2 protein-coding genes and 2 pseudogenes are annotated in these 3,488 nt (G+C 49.7%); 2 read left to right on the forward strand and 2 right to left on the reverse strand.

Going from position 1 to position 3,488, the window contains the following annotated elements:
* Positions 1-615 precede the first annotated feature (615 nt).
* Together BM035_RS21985 and BM035_RS21995 are read left to right on the forward strand one after the other, a co-directional pair.
* A complete protein-coding gene (locus BM035_RS21985) occupies positions 616-1,659 on the forward strand; it encodes a helix-turn-helix transcriptional regulator (protein ID WP_092034424.1) in 1,044 nt (347 codons plus the stop codon).
* 607 nt (positions 1,660-2,266) lie between these two features.
* A complete protein-coding gene (locus BM035_RS21995; protein ID WP_092034428.1) occupies positions 2,267-2,797 on the forward strand; it encodes a hypothetical protein in 531 nt (176 codons plus the stop codon).
* Between the two features lie 18 nt (positions 2,798-2,815).
* Here the strand turns inward: BM035_RS21995 and BM035_RS22000 are convergent.
* Both BM035_RS22000 and BM035_RS22005 read right to left on the reverse strand, forming a co-directional pair.
* Positions 2,816-3,019 (reverse strand): annotated as a pseudogene (locus BM035_RS22000) (integrase core domain-containing protein); the annotation flags it as partial.
* A 12-nt stretch (positions 3,020-3,031) separates the two neighbouring features.
* Positions 3,032-3,376, reverse strand: a pseudogene (locus BM035_RS22005) (IS110 family transposase); the annotation flags it as partial.
* Between the last annotated feature and the right edge of the window lie 112 nt (positions 3,377-3,488).

The raw sequence follows: 3,488 nt of genomic DNA on the forward strand, positions 1-3,488 counted from the left end.
CTTGAAGCCTTGCTGCCCTGGAATGCCGAGTTGCAGGCTTTGAAAAAAGTGGCTCAATACGATTAGGGCAAGAGGGTCGATTTAACGGCGCTTACACCGCGCAACGAATTCCAAGAGTTCGAGATAATCTCGGCTCTGATGATAAAGCTTTGATTCCGCAAGAAGCTCATCGAGAACCTGCCTCTCTTTCTCATGTTCGAAAAGATCACCTTGTGAAGACACAGCGCATACCAGCAATACCTAGTGAAGATTTTCGGCACGCATCAGTGGTGAAACACCGCGGATGCCCTGACGAGTCGAGTTTCCTGGCTTCGTTCAGCATCAGCCTGCGCCGCAATAACTGATCTAGATTCAAGTCAAACGCATATTGCTCAGGCTGCAGCGCTGCTGGTATGTGAATACTAACCGGCCTGGTTTGTCCAATACGACTGCACCCCAACCTACCTAGACCCAGCCTCCAAAATATACTAACTTCGAGTATGCCAGGCCATTATTTTGCATAGCCCGCCAAACCATATCGAATATGTCAGGGCTTCTACAGTGACTTCAGGGTTTGTGGAGTCAGAATTGGTTAGGTGGCCTAGGAAGGACGTTGTTGATTGCATGGAGTAAAGCATGTCCGAAACTGCTATCAGATATCTCACCATGCTCCGTTTGGTTCCAAGATATCCAGGGACTATAACCACTACGGAACTGGCTGAACGTTTAAGTGACCGTGAGATGCCAGTAACCAAACGATCGATTCAGCGCGATCTCGAAAAACTCTCAGCATTCTTTCCACTGGTCGTCGACGCCGAATGTCGCCCGTTCCGCTGGTCCTTTGAACGGGATGCAGCACTTGATCTCATTCCGGCTCTCGATCTCCCCGCAGCGCTAACCTTTGAGCTTGCCCATGCTTATTTGCGACCGATCCTTCCTCCAAGGGCGCTCTCTCATCTTAAACCCCATTTCGATGCAGCACAGCGCATTCTGGCACGAGAGAGAAGCGGCCTGGGCGGGTGGCCTGATAAGGTCAGGGTTATTAATCGAGGCCTTGACAGCCACATGCCTGAGGTTGAAACCGATGTGCTGGAGACGGTCACTGAAGCTTTGCTGCGCGAATTTAAATGCAAGCTTGTCTACAAGGCCAGAAACTGGCCACAACCTGAAGAAATACTGGTGAACCCTTTGGGCCTGGTCTTCCGCGATCCAAACGTTTATCTGATCGGAACAATTGAAGGTCGAGAGGGAATTCGCCAGTTGGTTCTGCATCGGTCATCAGAAGGCCGATTGTTAAAAAAGCCTGTTGAACGTCCCGATGGTTTCGATCTCGACCTTTACATTGCCTCTGGCGCGATGGGGATTCTGCATTCCGATAAACCCGTGTTTCTTCATCTCCGCTGCGACAAACCTGTGTTAAATCATCTGGCCGAATCGCCGCTGGGTTTTGATCAGGTGATGACCGATATTGACGAGAATTCCTTTGATGTAAAAGTGACCGTTGGCGACACTCAAGACTTGCGGTGGTGGCTCACCGCACAGGCAATGCACCTCGACATTATTGAACCAATTTGGTTGCGGCGGGAAATATGCGCCAATCTTGCCAATGGGCAGGCACGCAATAAAGAAATGACATCGCAGGAAATGCCTTTAAAACATCTACTGAGCTCGCGACCATAGCTGTCGCATTGCTCGTTTAAACTCGCTTTAGATGTTGCTGTGTAGCTCACTGGTTCAAGGGAAGCAGTACAAAGGTGAGGGCCGAGTAATGGTGTTTATCGAACTCCAAATACTCGTGGGGATGCTTCGGCAAGGAACGAAATGCTGGCTGACCCATGGTCTCGAAAACTGTTTGCCCGTTACCCAGCAGCCGCCGAAACGGGCGGCTGTTTAAGCAGGTGGTTTCGAAAAAGCGCATCTAAGTTTGCTGAGGGAATTTTGACCTGCACTCAAGTTTAGCGACTCCGCCTGTCGCCACCGCGCCTTAAAGTGGACACATGAATCAAAGTGCTCAAGCCCTTTTTGCGTTTCCGCTATAGGCTAGAAGGCGGCAGATTGATAAATACAGGTTGAGGCAGCGCACTGCGGCACATCTTATTTCGAGCTTAAACGGCAAACGTTTTCGCCTGCGACGAAAAGTGCAGCATGATCGCGAACCTTTATTTGACAGCACCAAACGGGGATTGATGTTTTATCGCTTGGACGAAGTGGAGTGAGAATGAAGCCCATCACTTCATGACGACCACAATTTAGAACAGCATTTAAAACATAAATATAGGATGCACCAATGGCAGCCAATACCGCTTTTATGCAGATCGGCCAGTCTCACCCTAATCATGGCGGAGTCCATCCCGAAGCGATGCTCAGTTTCAGTGAAGGCGACAGGCCTGCCTGGCAATTGCGTTACTTTTCTGACCGTGATGAGGACATCAACACCAAGTTTTCTCACATCTGGATTCCTACTAGAGGACATACACTGGAGGATGGCTTACTGATGGCGGCCTGCTTTTTAGAATCGAATTCCCCAATTCACGATATGATCGCCAGCCATACCCGCAAGTTCAAACAACCGCGGTTTGATCTATCCAAGGATATCGAAGGGCAATTCCACCAAAAACTGCTGAATCTATTGCAGGAAGCGACACTGTCCAAAAAGTACGTCATTCACCTATTGGACAGAAGTTATCTTAGAAAACAGTTGGGGAGCCTTTACATGTACTCCATGAACCTGGAAGTCACTATGAGCATCTATCGCCGTGAATTTTCCTCTTGGGGGAACGACTGGTTTACACAAGGAGCCCTTCCAATCGTTCACTAGGCCTCCCATGTGTAGTGGTCAACTAATCCCGGACAGTATTTTAAGGTTTTCCTCTGCTGCAACGGGAGGAATGCCACCGTTGAACGTATGAGGTCTTTGCCGGTTGTAGTAGTCCATCAGATAGCCACCAACATCTTTTTGGGCCTCAGGCAGATTCCGATATCCCAGGGCCGGTACCCACTCAGATTTCAGACTTCGGAACAGCCTCTCCATCGGGGCATTGACGCTCCTATGTCAAGGAATAGCATTCATTGTCCCAAGGTCTCCCATGATTAACGGGTACAATTCTCGGGCAATGTATCGCTTGAGACACCTGTGAATTTCCTTCGTGCTCAGACCTTCATTGGTTCGCCGTTCGACGTAGACCCTGGTGCGAGGATCACTCCGCATTCGCACCATAGCGATGGTCCATAAAGCATTATTGGCAGCTCTACTACCACCTCGATTCAAGCGATGTCTTGTGGTTTTGCCAGATGACGCTGGCAGAGGGTTTGCACCACATAGTGATGCCAAGGCCGCTTCACTTTTCAGGCGATTCGGATTATCGCCAGCGACAGATAGAAGGGTTGCAGCGGTTTGGGGCCCAACTCCGAATCTGTAGTAGCCCCCATTTAAACCGGACACCTTGGTAGAAGCAAAGGCCTAGGCATAGACCTAGTGCAAAGGAGTGTCCAAGGTGGAGAGAATCGAA

This window comes from Marinobacter sp. DSM 26671 (genome assembly GCF_900112835.1).
Lineage (GTDB): Bacteria > Pseudomonadota > Gammaproteobacteria > Pseudomonadales > Oleiphilaceae > Marinobacter > Marinobacter flavimaris.